Genomic DNA, 24,192 nt, shown 5'->3' with positions numbered 1-24,192 from the left:
GCTTGACGCTACAATGAATAACATTGTACTTTAAGTGTAGATGGAGGTGTAATTATGGATAATAATATTAAGAAAAAAGAACAGCGATTACACATAGGAATTCTTGGGTGTGGAACCATTTGTCAGGCTGCACATTTTATTGGAACTACCAAAGCATATAATGCAGAGATTACTGCTATTTGTGATGTAGCTGAAGACTTATTACATAAAATGCAAGTGATGTATGATGCACCAAAAATATATACAGATTATGTAAAGATGTTAGAAGATAAAGACATTGATGCAGTTATCATTGGGATTGGTGATCAGTTTCATGTGGATTGTGCAAAACAGGCAATTGAAGCAGGGAAACATGTACTTGTAGAGAAGCCACTAGGAGTTAGTATTGCTGAAATTAATAGTTTAAAAGATTTGGTAATAGAGCGAGGATTAGTGCTTCAAGTAGGGAATATGAAACGCTTTGATCCAGGATTACAGTTCGCCAAGAAATTTATTGAAGAAGAGATTGGTGAAGTTACTACGTTCAAAGGCTGGTATTGTGATAGCACTGAAAGATACCAGGTATGTGATAATGTAATGCCTGTTTTATACTCCAGTTCACAAATGAAGAAACCTACAGGAAATCCGAAAGCAGATAAAGATAAATACTATCTACTTGGTCATGCAAGTCATTTATTTGATACTGCAAGATATATGATGGGACCTATTATAAGTGTAGAAGCAAAACATGTAGTGAAAGAAGATTTGTATTCTTGGTTAATTGCCTGTGAGTTTGAAAATGGTGCAATTGGGAACTTGGATCTTACTGTTGCGATTCGTGCTGACTGGCATGAGGGACTGGAAGTATATGGTACCAATGGAACTGTATTTGCAAAAACCTATAACCCATGGACGTTACGAACATCGGAAGTAGAATGTTGTAATCAGACAACCAAGTTAATTACAAAGCCATATAATCCAGATGGACACTTCTTTAGGCGCCAGATAGAAGGGTTTGCTGATGTGATACTAAATAACGAACCACAAGTTGGTGGAGATGTTGAAGATGGCTTAGAAGCGGTGAAAGCAATCATAGCAACCTATGAATCAGTAGAAGCAGGTGGAACTAAGATTTACCTGAAAGATGTGAAAGGAAGTATCTAATATGAACATTGGAATATTTTCAAGAACTTGGGAAAGTGATAACCTAGAAGAAGTGTTTAAAGAAATGACAAATTTAGGTATTTATGATACCCAGTTTAATCTGACATCAGCAGGATTACCAACAATGCCAGATACAATTGATACAGAGAAATTAGACTATATAAAAGAAATGGCAAAACAATATCAGATTAACTTATGTGCGTTGTCAGGCACATTTAATATGATTGATCCAAATATTGAAAAAAGAGAAGAAGGGATTAAACAATTTGAAGTATTGTGTAAGATTGCTAAATACTTAGAGATTCCTAGTATTACCTTATGTACAGGATCACGAAATTTAGAGAGTAAATGGAAATGGCATGATGATAACAATAGTGTAGAAGCATGGCGTGATTTACTTAAGACTACATCAAGAATTTTAAAATTTGCTGAAGAACATAATATTATTCTAGGAGTGGAAACAGAAGCAAGTAACATTATTAATACTCCGAAAAGAGCAAGGCTATATCTGGATTCATTTCAAAGCAGTTATTTGAAAATTGTAATGGATGGGGCCAACTTATTTCTTCCAAACCAGATAGATGATATGAAAGACGTACTAGAAAGTGCATTTGATTTATTAGGTGATGATATTGTCTTGGCTCATGCTAAAGACTTAGCGAAGGGAGAAGACATTAGTTTTGTGGCAGCAGGAGAAGGGGTATTAAACTTTGATATTTATATTCATTTGTTAAATAAAGTTAATTATAAAGGACCGTTGGTAATGCATGGCTTATCCGTTGAACAGATACCAAGAAGTATAAACTTCTTAAAGGAGAAAATGAAAGATGCCTAAATATGAAACAAATGGAGTAACATTATATTATGAAATTCATGGTGAAGGTGTTCCCTTCATCTTTCTGCATGGTTTAGGAGGAGATTGTAATCAAATCAAAAAAGCATATAACCAAATGGAGAATATTCAACTGATTTTAATCGATCAAAGAGGTCATGGGCAAAGTACAGTAAAGTGGGATGACATGAATTTTTATGCAATGGCTGATGATATAATATCACTCACTCAATATCTGGCTATTGATAAGTTTTTTATTGGTGGAATTTCAATGGGAGCAGCTGTTTCTTTAAACTTTGCATTACGATACCAAAACAAGTTATTAGGATTAATACTAATTCGAGCAGCTTGGATTGATCAGCCAATGAATGAAGAGTTATTACAGTGGTTTACACTATTGGAAGAAAACTTATCAAAAGAAGATGGAAAACGTGAATATCAAAAGAGTCAAGAAATTAAAGAGATGAAAAAGAAAGCACCAAAAACAGCGGAGTCATTTCTTCGTTTCTTTGATGAAAAACCTTCACTACACTATCATAAGAAATTTGTAATGTTACCAAACAGCAAACCAATAGAAGATCTAACAGTTTTAAGAACACTACAGATACCAACATTGATACTAAGTAATGACTTAGACCCAATTCATCCAATTGAGTATAGTAAGATATTACATAAACATATAAAGAACTCACAATATTATCAAATAGAATCAAAAGTAATTAGTGAAGAACTTCATAAGGAGCAGTTTAATAAATATGTGAATGAATTTATAAGTGAACAACTAAATTTATAAACTTAGAGAGGATAATACATGGCACTAATAGAGAAAGAATTGATTTGTTTAAATAAAGAATATAAAGATAAGTATCAGGTAATCAAAGAGTTATCATTACTTGCAAAGGATTGTGATAAAGTAAGTGATGTTGAAGATTATGAAAATACTGTACTTCAGCGAGAAGAAGAATTTTCAACCGCTATTGGCTGTTTAAGCGCAGTGCCACATGGTGAATGTGATAGTGTAAAAGAACCTTTTATAATCTTCAGCAGAGCAACTCAAAGTTTTAAATGGGATGAGATTGATGTCCAGATGATTTTTATGATTGGACTCCCACTAAAAAATAGTGCTGAAATACATATGCGAATTTTAAATAATATTGCAGTTAATCTTACAGATGAGGATTTTCGAAACGCACTGTTAACTTCGACTAATGAAAAAGAAATATTTGATATCTTGCAGATGATTGATAAATAGTATAGTTGCTAAAACCGTTTTTAAAAAGCGGTTTTTTCTTACTTTTACTAAATATTTATAAATTCACTGCAAAATATTGATAGTTTACAATAATCTTATTTAAAAGATTACTGTTACCTTTATGATAAAAAAGCATTGCAAAAACTGCTAAGACAACATTTTTATCATAGTAAGCTTAGCGATTCGACAATGACGAAAAAGTTTATGAAAAATAATGTATTTAGTTGTATTTTGTAAAAAAGTGAACTATATTTCCCTTTTTTGCGACAAACAGGTAGAAGGAAAAGATGAGAATGCATTGATTGAGAAGTATTTTAGAGTAGATGGATGGGCAAATTGAAGTGTATATATAATTATGTTTTTTAGGTTATAAAAGTGTGTTTAAAAGAAGAATCATTGTAGTATATAGTTTTTGCAGTGTAGTTAAACCTTAGTTATAATAACCAATTTAATTATTTTGAAACCTTTTTTCTAAGTTGCGCGTCTTACTCGAAGATACTTGGAAGGAGGGTATTTTTCAATATGGAAAGAAAAAGAAGACAGTCAGGACGAAAGTGTATTGATGAGTCATATATTACTCGGTTTCAAGCGGGAGATATAAGTGCATTTGCTTATATCTATGATTACTATAAAGATTCGTTATATTATTTCAGTCTGAAACTTATGCAAAACCAGGCAGATGCTGAAGAGGTTGTACAGGAAACATTTATAAAAGCTTATGAAAAAATTCATACATTGGAACAGCCAAAAGCATTTCATGCATGGCTTTTTTCCATTGCATTTAACCGATCACAATCAATTCACCGTAAAGGTTCAAAAATGGTTGGTTTGGGCGAGGAAACAAATCTTGAAGAGATATTAAAAGCAGATAATACACAAGTAGGAGCAATTGAAGAAAAAGAAGTATTTGATGCAGTAAAAAAAGAACTTGAACAAATTCCTACCAAATATGCACAGGTAGGAATGTTGAAATATTTTGAAGGACTATCAATTAATGAAATCTCAGAAATCTTAGAGATTCCAACAGGTACAGTAAAAACAAGATTACGTCGAGTTCGTCTTGCAATCAAACCAGGACTTGCTTCAAAAGGATATGGACCACGTCAATATCTGAGTTTTGCATTTACACCGTTTGCGTTTAATTTATTCCAGACACTCATTTCTGACAATGCACTTTCAAGTGAAAAAGCTGTTCATTTATATGAATCAATCAGTGAAAACACAGATAAAATTGCAGCAGTAGGTACAGGCGGTGCAGTAATTTCAAATTTTGCGAAAACTGGACTATCAACAGTTACCAAAGCAGGAATTGCAGCAGCTCTAGGAGTAGGTGCAGTTGGAAGTTATGTTGTGTATGAAAGTTTAAGTTTAGAAGCAGCAACAATCGAAACAATCGATTATTATGGAGAGTATACAAACAAGGATGTTCGTGTGAAAATCGTCATGAACAATCCAGTTAATAATGAAGAAATAGCAGTAACCTTTAACAATGAGACTATTGTTCATAATATTGAAGGTAATATCATTACTTTTGATGCACAAGAAAATGGTGAATATACAGTTAAGGTAGATGATGATACACAAGTAATCAATATTAAAAATATTGATAAGCAGGCGCCAAGAGTAGAAGATATTCAATATGAAAATAATGTTCTAACAGTATCTGCAAGTGATGACTTATCCGGAGTAGATTATGAAGCATCAAAAATTATATTTAATGAGAAAGAAGTGTCATTATCACAAAAAGAGTTAATTGAAGGGGAATTAAATGGAGATGTTAACTTACTTATTTATGATAAAACAGGAAATATGATTTCATACGTTATTAGTATAGAGAAATAGAATATGAAAAAGTTAATTCAAGTAGTTTGTATAGTAATGATTTTAATTGGAAGTATCTTTCGCATTGATACAATTTCTGCTAAAGAGACACAATTTGATATCGCAATATCTTCAAGTGCCAGTCTGGTGAAATCAGATGGAAGCAGTGTTCCCCTTACTTCATCAACAACTATACCAAGTGGATCAAAACTTCGAATAAAGATCCAGATTAAAAACCAATCAGGAACAATCGAATCTACCCTTTCGCTAAAAGAAAAGGAAGGATTCGAGTTTTTAACATATAGAGAAGGTATATTAAGTATCAATGGAGAATCATTAAGCAAAGAAAATTATAAAAAATTAATAGGTAAAGGATATGGAGTATCTTTAGGTTCAACTTCTACTACAATCGAAATAGAGGTAAAAGCAACAAAATCAACCAGAGGGAAGATTAGCGGAGATGTAATAGTTGCATCTGATCAGATAACGGTGGGTGATGATAAAGAACGTTATGAACAATTGTTCCATGGTGATTTAGAGGGAACAAGTTATCATCGTGTAAATTTCTATGATGGTACAACACTACTGGGAAGTGTTGTTGTTGCCAATAATCAAACTGTAGATATACCAAACATTCAGAAAGAGGGACATAATCTGTTAGGTTTTAATCTGGATTCAGATGGAAGTGGAACTTATTATAATGGAGAGAAAATAACGTCCTCTATGGACTTGTATGCTGTATATAATCGGAAACAATTTCTAGTATCTTATTATGTAGATGAAACTCTTTATTATCAGGAAGTAGTATTCTATGGTGATAATGCAAGCTATATTACTCCTGATGGAGTAGAAGATACTGTATTTGTCGGTTGGGATGGAGAATTATCTAATATTCAAGACGATACTAATGTCTATGCCCTTTTTGAAACTGTAAAAGCTTCGAAGTCAGGATTGCGTTATCGTATTAATGGAATTATTGAAGGAAGCAGAGGAATTGAAATTATTCCAGTTACAAGTCAGGAATATAAAGAAACACTCAATGATTTTTCATTTCAAATAAAACAAATTGCTAATGAGTCATTATTTAATCGGATTACAATAAGTGCAATACCGCTCATTGTTGTATTACTTATTATCTTACTTTTCTTATATTTCTATAAGAAAAGTAGAAAAGGGATAAGGAGGGATACAAAATGAAAAAGCAAGAAGTAAGAAATATTTCGATTGTCTTAATATTGTGTGGGCTCTTTTTTGCGTTCCTGCAGTTCTATAATGCAGATGAAGTAATGGCAATGGAGTATTCAATAGAAAATGTTGAATCCTCTTCAGCAGAAATTCATTTTGATAAATTAAATGAAGAATATACTGTAGTGTCCATTATGGATCCGACGAACAGTAATTTGGATTTGACTTCACCAACCTATAGAGTGACAACCAATGGTGAGTATATATTTGAGGTTACTTATCTTGATGAAGAAGGAGAAGAAGCTACCTTCTATCAGACAATTGTCATTGATCAATTAGATGAAAGTAAAAAAGGATCATCACGTAGCAGTATCCAGTTAGTTCCTGATGAAAACTTCAGAAATTATCTGATTAATGAAGTAGGTCTACCTTATGATTTTGATATTAGTGATTTACAGAGTGTAACATCAATCAGTTATAGTACAGAAGATGCAAGTAAACGGATTAGTGATTTAACTGGAATAGAATACATGACGTCATTAAAATACATTTATTTAAATGACCAGAATATAAAAACCCTTGAACCAATGCGTAATTCGGTATATTCGCAACTTACAATTATGGAATTCAGTAACTGGAGTGATGGTACAAATGAAATCAGTGATTTTTCGTTATTAACTGCTTCACGTTTTCCAGCACTAAAAGAACAGATGATGTTCAATAATAATGGAATTACTGATGCAGAACTGGCAACCCTGCCAAAAACAGATACCATTCAAAATGCAGTATTCCATTTCCAAAATAACTATATTAGTGATTTAACTCCATTCACTTATTATTTAAATGTTGAACGACTGGTGTTGAGTCATAACCAGATTGAAGATTTAACACCACTAAGTGGATTGACTGGAATTAGCAGTCTGCATCTTTCCAATAATAATATCAAAGATGTTTCACCTCTTAGTAATATTCAGACAAAACCAAATGCCACTTTCCGATTAAACAATAATCAGATAGCTGATATGTCACCATTAAAAGATATTGATGCATTTATTTACGCACAAAACAGCTCGGATATTGATCCATACCTGGCGCCTGAAGATAACTTAGGACAACAGATACAAGCGGAAACAATCTATGGAGATAAAACAACAGGAGAAGTAACAATATCATCAGCAATTATTAATCGCGATGGAATGATTGCCGATATGGAAATTGATGGTGATTTAAAAAAAGAAGTTACCCTTCAACTGGATAGTGAAACACAATCTTACTATACCTATAAAGTTGAATACAATACGGGTACTACCAGATATCTTGCGGTTGTAACCCAACCGATCATCTGGTGGAGTAATCCAGTAATGACTACTTCAACAATGGAACTTTATATAGGTGATACCTTTGATCCATTCAAAGATATTAGTGCTGTTGAATGTAACGGAAACGATATCAGTAAAAGCATTGAGGTAATATCATCAACAGTTGATACAAATGTAGCAGGAACCTATGAGGTTCTCTATAAGGTTACTGACAGCAAAGGATATACAAGTGAGTTATCTAGAGTGGTAAAAGTACATCAGGAATTACAGATACATGTATATGGACAAAAATATGAGATTAACAATGAACGTATCGATTATAGTATCAAAGAAAATGTTGATGCATATTGGCAGGAAGCACAAAATAAAGTTGGTGAAAAACCAAAAGAATCAAAAATAGATAAAAGTAACATCACATATAACATTATTGATGGGCCTTCTACTTCCTTTGACCAAGTGGGGATTTACCAAATTGAGTATACAATAACAACAACGAAAAATATTGAAAAGAAAGTAATTGTACCAATTCTAATTACTGATGAGGATAGTACTTTAAATAATGATTCAACACTACTCATCAGTGCACAAGGATACCAACTCTCTTACAGTAATGGTAAAGAGGCAAATGCATCTATGCTAGTGTCGTTTGGTAATGCCAGGGCATTTCAGATAGAGTATGATGACAAACAACATATTACTGGGTTTCAGGATGTAAGTAATAGTGTTAGCGTATCAGAAGATTCTTTAAATGATTTGAAAAATGGTGCACATACAGGTGGAATCTATAATGTTATTTATACTATTTCAAAAGATGGAGATGAGGTAAGTAAAAATGTAAGTGCGGTTGTATTAGGTGGAAGCACACCACAACCAACTCCAGTTGAAAATGATGAACTGGCAATTACTGCAAAAAGTTTCACAATCTCTAATCGTGAAGCGAAAACATTATCAAAAGACGATGCAATAGAGCGAGCAGAAGTTTATGTAACCTTATTAAAACGAACAGAAATGATTGAATCAGTTTCCCTTGATGAAGAGGCATTGAAACTGATTCATAATGTTGGTGAAGAAGGTGGGGAATATACATTAACTTTCTATGCAACGGATGAAAATTCAAATAAAACAGTAACAACCCAAATAAGCGTTTATGTACGAGGAATAAATGAAGTGAGCAATGTAGAAGGTGGCAAAGCAAATTCTTCGACAGCAAATAACTCTTCAGGAATTGGAGCTGGAGATATCAATAATAATACACTGCAAATAGCAATTTATATGATGATTGCCAGTGGCTGTATCATGGTGAGATGGATAAAAAAATATAAGAGACAAAAATAATTTTAATAAAATGAAAACCTGTTTTTTTACTCGTGCGTCTTACTTACACTCAGGCATAGATTGTGTGGTTTCTGTGTAAACGAGTATTGATTTATTACCAAAATATTGAAGCAGGAGGGTGAATAAATGAGTAAAAAGAAAACAAGTTTCTGGAAAAAACAAAGCACATTTTTTAAAGTAGTACTTTGTTTATTACTTACTTTCACTTCTATAGGAGTATCAACATTAGTAGGTGACGTTTTACTCACGGCTGATGCAGATGATGCTGAAGTAGAGGAAGTAATTCCAGAGGAAGTTTTAGAAGATGAAACGGAGGAAGACCTGTTAGACGAAGATGAAGAGTCTGATGAGGTTGAAGAAGTTGAAGATGAAACTCCAGTAGAAGAGGAAGAACCACAACAAGAAGAAGAAATTTCTACTCGAGATATAGCACCTTTAGCTGCTGAAACTGAAGTTTCAACTTGGGATGAATTAAAGGCTGCAGTAGCTGAACCAAGTGTCTCACATATTATTTTGAAAAATAATATTACGAGAACTGGAAATTCATCAAACGATTTGCCAGCAATTGGCAGAAATTTAAAAATTTCAGGAAATGGTTATACACTTGATTTCCAAAAAGATAGTAATGCAGCCTTTATATTGGCAAGGGCTACAACATTAACAAGTTTTGAACTTAACGATGTTGTGGTTGCGAATCAAGGTTGTGAGTATTTAATCCGACAAACGGATAATAGTGATGCATCTACTAATAATAGTGCATATTCTATTAACTGGGATGTGAAAATACATAATCTATCACATGCAGAAAGTACAACAGCAAATAGTATTTTCAAAGCAACGGGTAGTGATATTACATTAACTGGAAATATTACTTGGAATTCTACAAGTAATACACATAGTTCAGGTACAGGATCTACAAGTGGAATCATTGTAGCTAGAGGTTTTACAATCACTAATGGGGCAAATGTTAATATTACATCAAGAAGAGTAATCTTTAACTCGCGCCCATACAGTGCTGATACAAAAATCTCAATGCGTATTGATGGTGGCTCAAAAGTGAATCTATACTCACAAGAAGAAGCTACAATCTGGTTAGGAAAAGAAGGTAGAGGGAACTCAAATAATGTAGTTATTACTGGAGCTGGTACCGAAGTGTATGCTTCTTCAAATGGTACTGGAACAGGTAACTCGAATGCCGTTGTATCTTTTGCGGGAACTGCAAAAGAAGGAGATGATTCCGAAGACGGTGATGATCCAGAAGAAGGAGAAGTTGTAGCAGGAGATTCTTTAGTAGAAATTTCTGGTGGAGCTATCTTGGATGTTGACAGCAAGGGTGATGGCAGCAGAGCATTCCCTGGTGTTATTTCTCAAATTGATGGTGGAGTATTTAGAGTAACTGGTACTGGAACCCAAATGAATATTAAAACATTAGGTGGACACAATACATATGGAGCTGCATTCAGACTTCGTCTTGTAGGGAACCAAAAATTTGATGTTTCTGATAATGCTGAAGTTAATATAAGTAAAACAGGAACCGTATCACGTGCTCCTGCAATGCGTTTCTATGGTCAAAGTAACTCACTATATGTACGTAGTGGAGGAAAGATCAAAGTATATAATGAAGGATACTCGACAGATTATGATCCAGGTGGAAATGGTAGAAACCAAGGAATTCAGTATACAAGTGGTGGTTCATCATCACAAGTATTTGATGTTTCTGGAAAAGGTTCAGCAATTGAAATTATCGCAAAGCATGGAGCAGCAGTAGATATTGCTGGTTCAGGTGCAGCGAAAATCAATGTATCTGATCAAGCCGTATTTATTGCAAGAGGTCAGACAAGTGGAGCATCTGCAGCAATATTTAATGTTAGTAATGTAAACTTTACTACAGACAGTCCATTATATTATGACTTCGCAAATACAAGAGCAGCAGGTGGATTAGTATTTAAAGTTGGTGCAAACTCAACCTATACATCTACAAACTCAGATATAGCAGTTTGGAAAACGGGTACAGATATTAATGGAAATCCAAAACGTAGTTGGACGATTCTTGATTTCAGTTTAAAAGGTGCAAACTTTGGAACGATTGTTAGTACAAGTCACAGTGATGAATTTAACGCAACGGATACCTCATTTGGAAGTAAGGGGATGGCAGAGTATAGTCGAATCAACGGTAATAATGCCAGTCCAGTAGTTGATGAATTACGCGTTCCTGAGAATGCGGATAAATATATTTACGGACATGTCGGAGTCCCAGAAGGATTCTACTCAGATCTACGTGATGCGTGGACTGATGAAGTATATGTGGTATTGCGTGAAACATTACCAGATGGCACACAACGAGAAGTAAAAGCTGTGTCATATGGAATGGGTGATGATGATGCAGGAGTTGCAATCTATGGTGAAGCAGCACGTGGAGGTATCTACGTATTTGAATTGGATGACTTCGCTGTTACTGGTGCAACGTATGAAGTTATACGTGCATGGCGTGGTGAAGAAGATCCAGACAAGAGTGGAGCCAGAGTTCATGAAGCTGCAGCAGAAGATATTCTGACAGGTGTAGTAACAGTAGTTGATAAAACACCTCCGCTACCAGCAGAAATCAGTACAACTGTTTATACAAACACTACTGTAATCAATGGTACTTGGGCACTAGATGGTGCACACAATAGTGATGCACCAGTAAAAGTGAGCGCAACATTGAATGGAACGGATTTAGGTAATGAAGGAACAATCAATGCTGATAATACATGGACATATACATTGCCGCAAGGAACAACATTAAAAGAAAATGATGTAATTCAGATATTCTTAGAAGATGCAAATGGTAATAAAAACCCTGTATCTGATACAGATTATCATGACGCATTAAAGAAAGATAATACCCAATTTAAAGCAGCTACAAAAACAGTAGTAAAAAAGATTCCATATACAATTGATGCAAATAATGTAATCCTTGGATTGGATGATGCAAAATTAGTATTAACAAACGATGATTTAATTAGTCTTGCAAAGGCATCTGCAAAAGATGTATCGGATGGAAGCGATGCCGAAGTAGTCGTAAAATCATCGCAATTCAAAGAAACAGCTGGTACCTATGAAGTTGTATTTGCTGTTAAAAAAGAACAAGATATTGAAAAGAAAGTTACATTTGAAGTACTTCCATATGATGTTGTAGTAACAACTGATGATTATATTATTGCAGCTAATCATATTACGATTTATCGAGGTCTGGCAGATTCAATCGAAAAAGATTCTACAGTTGCTGGTGAAAAACTGACAGAACTTACAGATGTTACAGGATGGAAACGTTCTGATCGCAGTGAAGTAGCAGTTTCATTAGATTCACACACGGTAAAAGGTGCAGAAGGAATCTATAATGCAACATTCAAAGTTAACAATGATACAACTGTAAAAGCTACAGTAAAAGTTAAAGTAATTATAGGAGAAGCTCCAACAATTGAAGGAGCAGATGATGTAAGTATTCCATTAAATACTGCATTTGATGCAAGAGCAGGAGTAACTGCCAGTGATAAAGAAGATGGCGATATAACATCTAGTATTAATATTATTGGAACAGTTGATACAAGTACAAAAGGTGTATATATTCTAAAATACTCAGTAACTGACAGTGATGGTAATACAGCAGAAGAAACTAGAATCGTAGCAGTTGGGTTAATTGATGGAAAAGACTATTACTTTGACATTAATAACTACGTTATCTTAAAAGATGATGTAAAAGGAACAGATGATGAAATTCTAGACAAGACAGGTGCAAGAGCTTGGTTAAAATCAACTGGAGCAGAAGTTGCGAAGTCTGATCTTGAAGTAAGAAGCAATGGAGGCTACAAAGCTGAAGTTGGTGAATACACAGTAAAAGTATCAGTAAAAGGTGCTACAGATGATTTAGATGTAGTTTCAGCAGTTGCAAAAGTAGTAACTGGGCACGTAATTGAAGAAGGTGACAACTATACAATCGTAGCTAACAATGTAGTAATGAGTGTAGATCAAGCTGCTGCTGCCTTAGCAGATAAAGATTCGCTAGTTACGACTTCAAAAGCAAGAGCATGGAAATTAGATGATTTCAGTGAAGGAACAGTGAAGTTAGAAGATACTACATTAGAAGCAAAAACTGGAACCTATGCAGCGACATTCTATGTAGATGAAGAACAGACAACAAAAGTAACAAATATTATTACAGTTAAAAACAAAGATGAAATTGAAAGTGGCGATGATTATGCAATCGGTGCAAACAACTTCTCAGTAAGAAAAGGTGAAGTTGCTGGATTAACGGATGACAAACTAATCGAACTTGCAAAGGTAGAAGGTTGGTTATTAAAAGATTCATCAAGTGCTACAGTAGCAGTTACAGAAAAGAAAATTGGTACTGATCCAACAGCAACTGATTATTTTGTAACATTCCATATTGTAGATAAACCATCAAAGAAAGTAACTGTAAAAGTTACAGTTACAGATGGAAATGCGCCAGTAATTAATGGTGCAGATGATGTAAATATTCCACTAAATTCTACATTTGATGAAAGAGATGGAGTAACTGCTGAAGATGACGAAGATGGTGATTTAACTGCAGATATTAAAATCGATGGAACAGTAGATACAAGTAAGAAAGGTGTTTATATCCTTGAGTATTCTGTAGAAGACAGTGATGGTAATACAGCAGAAGAAACTAGAATCGTGGCAGTAGGACTAATCGATGGAAAAGACTACTATTTCGATATCAATAATTATGTAATCTTAAAAGATGATGTTACTGGAACCGATGCAGAAATTCTAGAAAAGACAGGTGCAAGAGCATGGTTGAAATCAACAGGTGCAGAAGTTGCGAAGTCTGATCTTGAAGTAAGAAGTAACGGAGGCTATAAAGCAGTCGTTGGTGATTACACAGTAAAAGTATCAGTAAAAGGTGCTACAGATGATTTAGATATAGTATCAGCAGTTGCAAAAGTAGTAAACGGACATGTCATTGAAGAAGGTGACAAGTATACAATTGTAGCAAATAATGTAGTGATGAGTGTAGAAGATGCAACAGCTGCATTAGCTGACAAAGATTCTTTAGTTACAATTTCAAAAGCAAATGCGTGGAAATTAGAAGACCTAAGTAAAGGAACTGTTAAATTAGAAGACACTACTCTAAAGGCAGAAGAAGGTACTTATGCTGCTACATTCTATGTAGATGAAGAGAAAACAACAAAAGTAACAAATGTTATTACAGTTAAAAACAAAGATGAAATCGAAAGTGGAGATGATTATGCAATCGGTGCTAATAACTTCACAATAAGAAAAGGTGAAGTTGCTGGATTAACTGATGAAAAATTAATTAAATTAGCAAAAGCAGAAGGATGGAAACTAAAAGATTCTTCTAGTGCTGTAGTAGCAGTAAGCGAAAAATCAATTGGCACAGATCCAAGTGCAACAAATTACTATGTGACTTTCCACATTGTGGACAAGCCATCAAAAACTGTAACTATAAAAGTGAAAGTAACAGATGGAAGTGCGCCTAAAATTGCAGGAGCAGATGATGTTAATATTCCTCTGAATACATCATTTGATGCAAGAGCAGGGGTAACTGCTAGTGATGATGAAGATGGTGATTTAACTGCAGATATTAAAATTGCTGGAACTGTAAATACAAGTGAAAAAGGTGTTTATATCCTTGATTACTCAGTTACTGACAGTGATGGAAATAAAGCAGAAGAAAAACGTATAGTAGCTGTAGGATTAATTGATGGAAAAGACTACTATTTCGATATCAATAACTACGTAATCTTAAAAGACGACGTAAAGGGAACTGATGCTGAAATCTTAGATAAGACAGGTGCAAGAGCATGGTCGAAAGCAACTGGATTAGAAGTTGCACAATCTGATCTCGAAGTAAGAAGCAACGGTGGCTACAAAGCTGTTGTTGGTGATTACACCGTAAAAGTATCAGTAAAAGGTGCTACAGATGATTTAGATGTAGTATCAGCAATTGCAAAAGTAGTAAATGGACATGTCATTGAAGAAGGTGACAAGTATACAATCGTTGCAAGTAATGTAGTAATGAATGTTGATGAAGCTACAGCTGCTTTAGCAGACAAAGATTCGCTAGTTACGATTTCAAAAGCGAAAGCATGGAATCTGTCTGATTTAAGTGAAGGAACAGTGAAGTTAGAAGACACTACATTAGAAGCAAAAACGGGAACCTATGCAGCTACATTCTATGTAGATGAAGAACAGACAACAAAAGTTACAAATATCATTACAGTTAAGAATAAAGATGAAATTGAAAACGGTGATGATTATGCAATCGGAGCAAATGATTTCTCTGTGAGAAAAGGTGAAGTTGCAGGATTAACTGATGAAAAACTGATTTCTTTAGCAAAAGCTGAAGGTTGGTTATTAAAAGATATGTCTAATGTTGAAGTTGATGTAACTGAAAAGAAAATTTCAACTGATGTAAGTTCAACTGAACATTATGTAACATTCCATATTGTAGATAAACCATCAAAAACAGTAACAGTAAAAGTTAAAGTGACTGATGGGGGAGCACCAACAATTGACGGTGCAGATGATGTAAGCATACCTTTAAATGATACATTTGATGCAAGAGCTGGTGTAACCGCTACTGATGATGAAGATGGTGACTTAACTGCGGATATCGAAATCGATGGAACAGTAGATACTAGCAAAAAAGGCGTTTATATCCTTGAGTATTCTGTAGAAGACAGTGATGGAAATAAAGCAGAAGAAACGAGAATCGTGGCAGTAGGACTAATCGATGGAAAAGACTACTATTTCGATATCAATAATTATGTAATCTTAAAAGATGATGTTACTGGAACCGATGCAGAAATTCTAGAAAAGACAGGTGCAAGAGCATGGTTGAAATCAACAGGTGCAGAAGTTGCGAAGTCTGATCTTGAAGTAAGAAGTAATGGTGGGTATAAAGCCGAAGTTGGTGAATATACAGTTAAAGTATCTGTGAACGCTGCTACAGATGATAAAGATGTAGTATCGGCAATCGCAAAAGTAGTGAATGGTCACGTGATTGAAGAAGGTGACAAGTATACAATCGTTGCAAGCAATGTAGTAATGAATGTAGATGAAGCAACTGCAGCTTTAGCAGACAAAGATTCATTAATTACTATTTCTAAAGCAACTGCATGGAAGTTGGAAGACTTTACCAAAGGTACAGTGAAATTAGAGGATACTACTCTAAAAGCAGAAGTAGGAACATATGCCGCTACATTCTATGTAGATGAGGAGAAGACAACAAAAGTAACAAATGTTATTACAGTTAAGAATAAAGATGAAATCGAAAACGGTGATGACTATGCAATTGGTGCAAATAACTTTACAGTAAGAAAAGGTGAAGTTGCTGGATTAACTGATGACAAATTAATTGAACTAGCAAAAGCAGAAGGATGGAAACTAAAAGATTCATCATCTGCAACCGTAGAAGTTACAGATAAGTTAATTGGTAGTGATCCAACAGCAACGAATTATTTTGTGACATTCAATATTGTGGATAAACCATCAAAACAAGTAACAGTTAAGGTTACAGTAAGTGATGGAAGTGGTCCTAAGATTGAAGGAGCAGATGATGTTAATATTCCTTTGAATACAACATTTGATGCAAGAGCTGGAGTAACTGCCAATGATGATGAAGATGGTGATTTAACTGCAGATATTAAAATTGCTGGAACTGTAAATACAAGTGAGAAAGGTGTTTATATCCTTGATTACTCAGTTACTGACAGTGATGGAAATAAGGCAGAAGAAAAACGAATCGTTGCAGTAGGATTAATTGATGGAAAAGACTACTATTTCGATATCAATAACTACATAATCTTAAAAGACGACGTAAAGGGAACTGATGCTGAAATCTTAGATAAGACAGGTGCAAGAGCATGGTCGAAAGCAACTGGATTAGAAGTTGCACAATCTGATCTCGAAGTAAGAAGCAACGGTGGCTACAAAGCTGTTGTTGGTGATTACACCGTAAAAGTATCAGTAAAAGGTGCTACAGAGGATTTAGATGTAGTATCAGCAATTGCAAAAGTAGTAAATGGTCACGTGATTGAAGAAGGTGACAAGTATACAATTGTTGCAAGTAATGTGGTAATGAACGTAGATGAAGCTACAGCTGCTTTAGCAGATAAAGATTCACTTGTTACAATTTCAAAAGCGAATGCATGGAATCTATCAGATTTAAGTGCAGGAACCGTGAAATTGGATGACACTACATTAGAAGCAAAAGTTGGAACATATGCTGCTACATTCTATGTAGATCAAGAACAAACAACAAAAGTTACAAATATTATTACAGTTAAGAATAAAGATGAAATTGAAAATGGTGATGACTACGCAATTGGTGCAAATAACTTCTCAGTAAGAAAAGGTGAAGTTGCAGGATTAACTGATGAAAAACTGATTTCTTTAGCAAAAGCTGAAGGTTGGTTATTAAAAGATATGTCTAGTGTAGAAGTTGCAGTAACTGAAAAGAAAATTTCAACTGATGTAAATGCAACTGATCATTATGTAACATTCCATATTGTAGACAAACCATCAAAAACAGTAACAGTAAAAGTTAAAGTAACTGATGGAAGTGGTCCAGTGATTAAAGGAACTGACAATGCAACAGTTGAATTAAATGGAACATTTGATGCAAGAGCAGGAGTAACTGCTGAGGATGCAGAAGATGGAGATTTAACAGATGATATTGAAATCGATGGAACTGTAGATACAAGTACAAAAGGCGTTTATATCCTTGATTATTCTGTAGAAGACAGTGATGGAAACAAAGCAGAAGAAAGTAGAGTTGTAGCAGTTGGTCTAATCGAAGGAGAAGACTACTACTTCGATATTAATAACTATGTCATCTTAAAGGATGATGTTACAGGTACTGATGCAGAAATCATTGAAAAGACACAAGCAAGAGCTTGGTCAAAAGATACAGGACTACAAGTAGATCAATCACAATTAGAAGTAAGAGACAACGGAGGCTATAAAGCCAAAGTTGGTGATTACACAGTGAAGGTATCTGTGAAGGGTGCTACAGATGATAAAGATGTAGTATCAGCAATCGCAAAAGTAGTAAATGGACACGTCATTGAAGAAGGTAGCGAATACACATTAGTAGCAAGCAACCTGGTAATGAGCGTCGATGAAGTAAAAGCAATAGCAGACAATGATGAATTAATTAACTTATCAGATGCTCAAGCATGGAAATTGGAAGATTTAAGTGCTGGAACAGTGAAGTTAGATAGTACAACATTAGAAGCAAAAGTTGGAACATATGAAGCAGTATTCTCAGTAAAAGAGGAAAGTGCTACAAAAGTTACAACAACAATTAAAGTAATTGATAAAGATGTAATTGAACGTGGAGATAACTATACAATCGGTGCAAACAACATCGTAATGACAGTTGATGAAGCAAAAGCAATTGCAGATAATAATGAATTAATTACATTATCGAATGCTGAAGCAATCAAACAAAAAGATATGAGTGCTGGAAAAGTTAACTTAGACAGTACAACATTCAAAGCAGAAGCAGGAACATATGAAGCAGTCTTATCTGTTGATGAAGAACCAGCTACGAAAACAACAATTAAAATTAAAGTTATTAGTGGACATGTAATTGATCACGGTGATGACTATACAATTGTTGCAAGTAACTTGGTTATGACTGTGGAAGAAGCGAAAGCAATTAGTGATAATGATGAATTGATTACATTATCAAAAGCAGAAGCAGTAAAACGTAAAGACCTGTCTGCAGGAACAGTGGAGTTGGATAGTACAACATTCGCAACAGCAGTAGGAACATACAAAGCTACATTCTCAGTAAAAGAAGAACCAGCAACCAAAGCAACAATCACAATTCAAGTAGTTGAAAAAGATGAACTTGAAGATGGTGATGATTATGCAATTGGTGCAAACAACTTTACGGTAAGAAAAGGTGAAGTTGCATCTCTAACAAATGATAAAATCATTGAACTTGCGAAAGCACAAGGATGGAAACTAAGTAATCTGTCAAATGTAGAGGTTGCAGTTGATGAAAAGAGTATTGGAACAGATACAGAATCTACTTCATACTTTGTGCGTTTCAAAGTTGTGGATAAACCATCAAAAACTGTAACGGTTAAAGTTAGAGTGGTTGAAGGTAATGGTCCAAAAATTGATTTTGAAACACCAGTAAATCTAAACGTAGGTGATACATTTGATCCTAAGAAAGATGTAACAGCTACTGATGAAGAAGATGGCGACTTAATGGATAAACTGAACATTGAAGGAACTGTTGATACAAATACAAAAGGTGTATATCGTCTTGTGTATTCAGTAAAAGATAGTGATGGAAATGAAGATGTAAAAGTAAGAGTAGTTGCGGTTGGATTATATGTTGGTGAAGAATATATCTTTGATATTAGCAACTATGTCATCTTGAAAGATGATGTAAAAGGAACAGATGCAGAAATCTTGAAAAATACAGAAGCAAAAGCTTGGTATGTAAAATCAGGATTACAAGTAGACAGTTCACAATTAGAAGTAAGAGACAATGGAGGATATAAAGCTGAAGTTGGTGATTACACAGTAAAAGTATCAGTGAAAGGTGCTACAAACGAAAAAGATGTAGTATCAGCAACTGCAAAAGTAGTAAATGGACATGTCATTGAAGAAGGTAATGAGTACACACTAGTAGCTAGTGATCTTGTTATGAGTGTAGATGAAGTAAATGCATTAGCAAACAATGACGAACTAATTAGTTTATCAAAGGCACAGGCATGGAAAGTTTCTGACTTAAGTGCAGCCGATGTAAAACTAGACAGCACAACACTAGAAGCAAAAGTTGGAACATACGAAGCAGTATTCTCTGTGAAAGATGAAAGTGCTACAAAAGTTACAACGAAGATTCAAGTAATTGATAAAGATATCATTGAACGTGGTGATAATTATACAATTGGTGCAAACAATATCGTAATGACAGTTGATGAAGCAAAAGCAATTGCTGATAATAAAGAATTAATTACATTATCAGATGCGCAAGCAATCAAACAAAAAGATATGAGTGCTGGAAAGGTAAACTTAGACAGTACAACATTCAAAGCTGAAGCTGGAACATATGAAGCGGTCTTATCAGTAGATGAAGAACCAGCAACAAAAGTAATAATTCAAATCAAAGTAATCAATGGTGATGTGATTGAACATGGAGATGAATATACAATCGTTGCAAACAACCTGATAATGACAGTTGATGAAGCAAAAGCAATAAGTGATAATGATGAATTAATTACATTATCAAATGCTCAAGCAATTAAACGTAAAGATATGAGTGCTGGAAAAGTAAACTTGGACAGTACAACGTTTAAAGCACAAGAAGGTGATTATACTGCGAAATTCTCAGTAGACGAAGAACCAAAGACAACAGCAACAATTCAAATTAAGGTTGTAAACGGGCATGTAATTGAACATGGTGAAAAGTATACAATCGTTGCAAACAACTTAGTTCTTACTACAGAAGAAGCAAAAACAGTATTAGCAGATAAAGATTCACTTATTACGTTATCAGATGCAAAAGCATGGGAACGTAAAACAATCACAGAAGGAACAGTGAATTTAGATAGTACAACTTTAGGAATCACAGAAGGAACTTACAATGCTGTATTCTCAGTAGAGGAAGAACCAAAAACAACAGCAACAATTCAAATTAAAGTAGTTAATAAAGATGAATTAGAAACTGGTGATGACTATGCAATTGGTGCAAATAACTTTAGTATCCGTAAAGGTCAGGTTGATACCATCACAGATGATGAATTAATCTTAGCTGCAAAAGCAGAAGCTTGGAAGTTAAAAGATTTATCAGATGCTGATGTTGAAGTACAATCTAAATTAATTGGTGATGATACGGAATCTACAGATTACTATGTAATCTTCAATGTTGTAGATAAACCATCAAAAACAGTAAAAGTAAAAGTTAGAATTACTGATGGAAATGCACCAGAAATTGACTTTGAAACACCTTTATACTTAGACCTAAACGATTCATTTGATCCAAAAGAAAATGTTACAGTTTGGGATGAAGAAGATGGTGATTTAATTGATGACTTAGAAATTACTGGAGTTGTTGATACATCGAAAAAAGATGTTTATCGTTTAGTATATTCAGTGAAAGACAGTGATGGTAACCTAACAGAACGCGTACGTGTTGTGGTAGTAGGATTATATATTGGAAATGAATATGCATTCGATATTAAAAACTACGTTATTCTAAAAGATGATGTAACAGGAACTGATAAAGAAATTATTGAAAAATCAGAAGCTAGAGCATGGTCAATGAAGACTGGATTACCAATCCAATCATCATTATTAGAAGTTAGAGATAATGGTGGATATAAAGCAGAAGTTGGAGAATATACTGCAAAAGTATCTGTAATTGGTGCAACTGATGCAAAAGATGTTATATCAACTAGAGCAAAAGTAGTTGATGGAGATGTGATTGGTGAAGGCGATAATTATACAATCGTTGCCAACAACATTGTAATGACATTGGATGAAGCAGAAGCAGTAGCAGACAACAATGCATTAATTGATCTGGCAAAAGCGAGAGCATGGAAACTGGAAGACTTATCTGAAGCAACTGTAAAACTTGAATCTACAACATTCAAGAAAGAAATCGGTTACTATACTGCAGTATTCTGTGTAAATGATGATGAAGATGTAAAAGTAGCAATCTCTATTAAAGTTGATGAAGGAGATGTCATCGAGCATGGAGATGAATACACAATCGTAGCAAGTAACATCGTAATGACAGTTGATGAAGCAAAAGCAATTAAGAGCAATCATGAATTAATTGGTCTTGCTAAAGCGAGAGCTTATAAACGTAAAGATATGACTTCAGGAACAGTAATGCTTGAAGCAACAACGTTTAAAGCAGAAGAAGGCGATTATACAGCTACATTCTATGTGGGTCAAGAACAAACAACCAAAGCAACGGTAAAAATTAAAGTTGTAAAAGGTGATGTGATCACACATGGAGACAAGTATACGATTGTCGGAAGTAACATTGTAATGACTGTAGATGAAGTGAATGCAATGAATAACAATGATGATTTAATTACACTATCAAATGTACAAGCATTCAAACGTAAAGAAATGACAAGTGCGAATGTGAAGTTAGATAGTACAACACTGGAAGCAAAAGTTGGTGATTATGAAGCTACATTCTCTGTAGTGGATGAACCAAAAACAAAAGCAAAAGTGAAGATTAAAGTAATTGACAAAGATGTAATTGAACATGGTGATAAATATACGATTGCAGCAAATAACCTAGTGATGACATTAGATGAAGCAAAAGCAATTAAAGACAACAGTGAATTGATTACACTTGCGCAAGCAGAAGCATACAAACGCAAAGATATGAGTGCAGGAACAGTACAACTGGACAGCACTACATTTGATGCAAAAGCTGGTGAATATACTGCAGTATTCTCTGTAGAAGAAGAACCAACTACGAAAGCAACAATTAAGATTAGAGTAATTGATGGCGATATTATTGAACACGGTGATAAGTATACAATCGTAGCAAGTAATGTTGTAATGAGCGTTGATGAAGCAAAAGCATTAACTGACAACAATGGACTAATTGGTGTTGCCAAAGTAGAAGCATACAAACGTAAAGACATGAGCGCAGCCGCTGTACAACTAGACAGCACAACATTTACTGCAAAAGTTGGAGACTACAAAGCTACATTCTCTGTAGTGAATGAGCCAACAACAAAAGCAGAAGTAATGATTAAAGTAATTGATAAAGATGTAATCGAACACGGTGACAAATATACAATTGTTGCTAATAACTTAGTAATGAGTGTTGACGAAGTAAAAGCATTAACTGATAACAAAGAATTGATTACATTAGCTGATGCTGAAGCATTCAAGCGTAGAGACATGAGTGCAGGAAGTGTACAACTGGACAGCACAACATTAGTTGCAGAAGCTGGAGATTACACTGCAGTATTCTCTGTAGAAGAGGAACCAGCAACCAAAGCAACAATCAAAATCAAAGTAGTTAATAGTGATGTAATTGAACATGGTGACAAATACACAATCGTTGGAAACAATGTTGTAATGACATTGGATGAAGCTAGAGCAATGACAGACAGCAACGACTTGATTACTCTATCAAATACACAAGCATTCAAACGTAAAGATATGAGTGCAGCAAATGTGAAACTAGATAGTACTTCATTTGAAGTAAAAGTTGGAGACTATGAAGCTACATTCTCTGTAGTAGATGAGCCAACAACCAAAGCAACAGTGAAGATTAAAGTTGTTGATGGTGATGTCATTGAACATGGTGATGAATACACGATTGTCGCAAGTAATATCGTAATAAGCGAACAAGATGCACAAGCAGTAGAAACAAGTGATGATGTAATAAAACTTGCAAAAGCACAAGCATACAAACGCAAAGATATGAGCGAAGGAACAGTTCAATTAGATGAAACAACATTTGAAGCAGTTGCTGGAGACTATACTGCAACATTCTCAGTAGTAGAAGAACCAAAAACCAAAGCAACAGTGAAAATTAAGGTTGTTTCTAAAGATGTAATCGTTGAAGGTGACAGATACTTTATGGGAGCAAATAATATTACAATTAATGCCCAAACAGCATCTGCAATTACGGATGAAGAACTGATTGCATTATCAGATGCAGAAGCATGGTTGAAGAAAGACTTGAGTAGTGCAGAAGTTGCAGTTCAAAGTCACAACGTAAAAGGTGAAGCTGGTGAATATGAAGCAACATTCTATGTTGTTGATGAACCAACAACAACTTGTACAATTACTGTAACTGTTTCTAAGACAGTATTAGTAATTAGTGCTAATGACTTCAATATCAAACATGAAGATGCTGCTAATCTTGATGCAGAAACATCAAAAGCATTATCAAACGTGAAAGTAGATGTAGACAGCAGATCAAGAGCTGCAGTGCCAACTGTCGACGATGTAGTAGTCGAAGAAGCGCATTTAAGTGAAATTCAAAAAGCACCTGCAAAAGGTGGCGAATACGACTTACGTTTCAGTGTTACTCACGAAAATGAGGAATACGAAGTAATCGTTAAAGTAACAGTAAATCCTAAGGATGCAAAACCATCGATTGCAGTACCTGCAGCACCATCAAAACCTGGTGTATCGACTGGTGATACAACTGATAAGACAACATTACTGGCACTATTCATGATTGCATTATCAGCAATAATCGTTGTGAAGAGACGTAAAGACGAAGAAGAAGCATAGTTTAATTGGAGGTA

8 protein-coding genes are annotated in these 24,192 nt (G+C 34.6%); all 8 read left to right on the top strand.

The window, feature by feature from the left end; genetic code table 11:
• Positions 1–54 precede the first annotated feature (54 nt).
• The 8 genes from J2S15_RS15835 to J2S15_RS20350 all read left to right on the top strand — a co-directional run bounded on the left by J2S15_RS15835 (position 55) and on the right by J2S15_RS20350 (position 24,178).
• The gene (locus J2S15_RS15835; protein ID WP_307410070.1) at positions 55–1,143 is read left to right on the top strand and encodes a Gfo/Idh/MocA family protein; all 1,089 of its coding nucleotides are present in this window, start codon (positions 55–57) and stop codon (positions 1,141–1,143) included.
• Position 1,144: 1 nt separating this feature from the next.
• Positions 1,145–1,978 (top strand): sugar phosphate isomerase/epimerase family protein, encoded by an 834-nt coding sequence (locus J2S15_RS15830; RefSeq protein ID WP_307410069.1) that lies wholly within the window; start codon positions 1,145–1,147, stop codon positions 1,976–1,978.
• A complete protein-coding gene (locus J2S15_RS15825; protein ID WP_307410067.1) occupies positions 1,971–2,768 on the top strand; it encodes an alpha/beta fold hydrolase in 798 nt (265 codons plus the stop codon). Before J2S15_RS15830 ends, J2S15_RS15825 begins: the two co-directional genes overlap by 8 nt.
• Before the next feature lie 18 nt (positions 2,769–2,786).
• On the top strand, positions 2,787–3,227 hold the full coding sequence (locus J2S15_RS15820) for a PTS sugar transporter subunit IIA (RefSeq protein ID WP_307410065.1): 441 nt from the start codon (positions 2,787–2,789) through the stop codon (positions 3,225–3,227).
• Positions 3,228–3,749: 522 nt separating this feature from the next.
• Positions 3,750–5,069, top strand: coding sequence for an RNA polymerase sigma factor (locus tag J2S15_RS15815; protein WP_307410063.1), 1,320 nt, complete (start codon positions 3,750–3,752; stop codon positions 5,067–5,069).
• Positions 5,070–5,072: 3 nt separating this feature from the next.
• Positions 5,073–6,245, top strand: a complete 1,173-nt coding sequence (locus J2S15_RS15810) for a hypothetical protein (protein ID WP_307410061.1) — start codon at positions 5,073–5,075, stop codon at positions 6,243–6,245.
• On the top strand, positions 6,242–8,887 hold the full coding sequence (locus tag J2S15_RS15805) for a leucine-rich repeat domain-containing protein (RefSeq protein WP_307410059.1): 2,646 nt from the start codon (positions 6,242–6,244) through the stop codon (positions 8,885–8,887). Before J2S15_RS15810 ends, J2S15_RS15805 begins: the two co-directional genes overlap by 4 nt.
• 126 nt (positions 8,888–9,013) lie before the next feature.
• On the top strand, positions 9,014–24,178 hold the full coding sequence (locus J2S15_RS20350) for an immunoglobulin-like domain-containing protein (protein ID WP_370872564.1): 15,165 nt from the start codon (positions 9,014–9,016) through the stop codon (positions 24,176–24,178).
• Positions 24,179–24,192 lie beyond the last annotated feature (14 nt).

The sequence above is a fragment of the Breznakia pachnodae genome (genome assembly GCF_030814225.1).
Lineage (GTDB): Bacteria > Bacillota_I > Bacilli_A > Erysipelotrichales > Erysipelotrichaceae > Breznakia > Breznakia pachnodae.
Note: the sequence above shows the minus strand (reverse complement) of the source record. Positions and strands in the feature narration are given on the sequence as shown.